The following is a 245-nucleotide window of genomic DNA, read 5'->3' on the forward strand; positions in this document are numbered from 1 at the left end:
AAACGCTCTGCTAATTCCATACGTAAGGCAGATAATTGTGCTCTTACTTTATTTTTATCTCCAGAAAGCACACAAACTAAATCGCCAGCTTTGGCACCAGTTTTTTCAGCCCATTTAGCTAAATCATCTTGATCGTAAAATTTATCGACTGAAGATTTGTAGCTTCCATCATCATTACAACGAGAATACACCATGCCTAAGGCACCAACTTGTGGGCGCCTTACCCAATCAATTAATTGGTCTAT

1 protein-coding gene is annotated in these 245 nt (G+C 38.8%); it reads right to left on the reverse strand.

Annotated elements, in window-relative coordinates; all coding sequences use genetic code 11:
* Window positions 1-245: GAD domain-containing protein (locus FUA24_RS11105; protein ID WP_317131957.1), on the reverse strand; the 245-nt coding region annotated here is incomplete at both ends.

It is taken from the genome of Seonamhaeicola marinus (genome assembly GCF_008085455.1).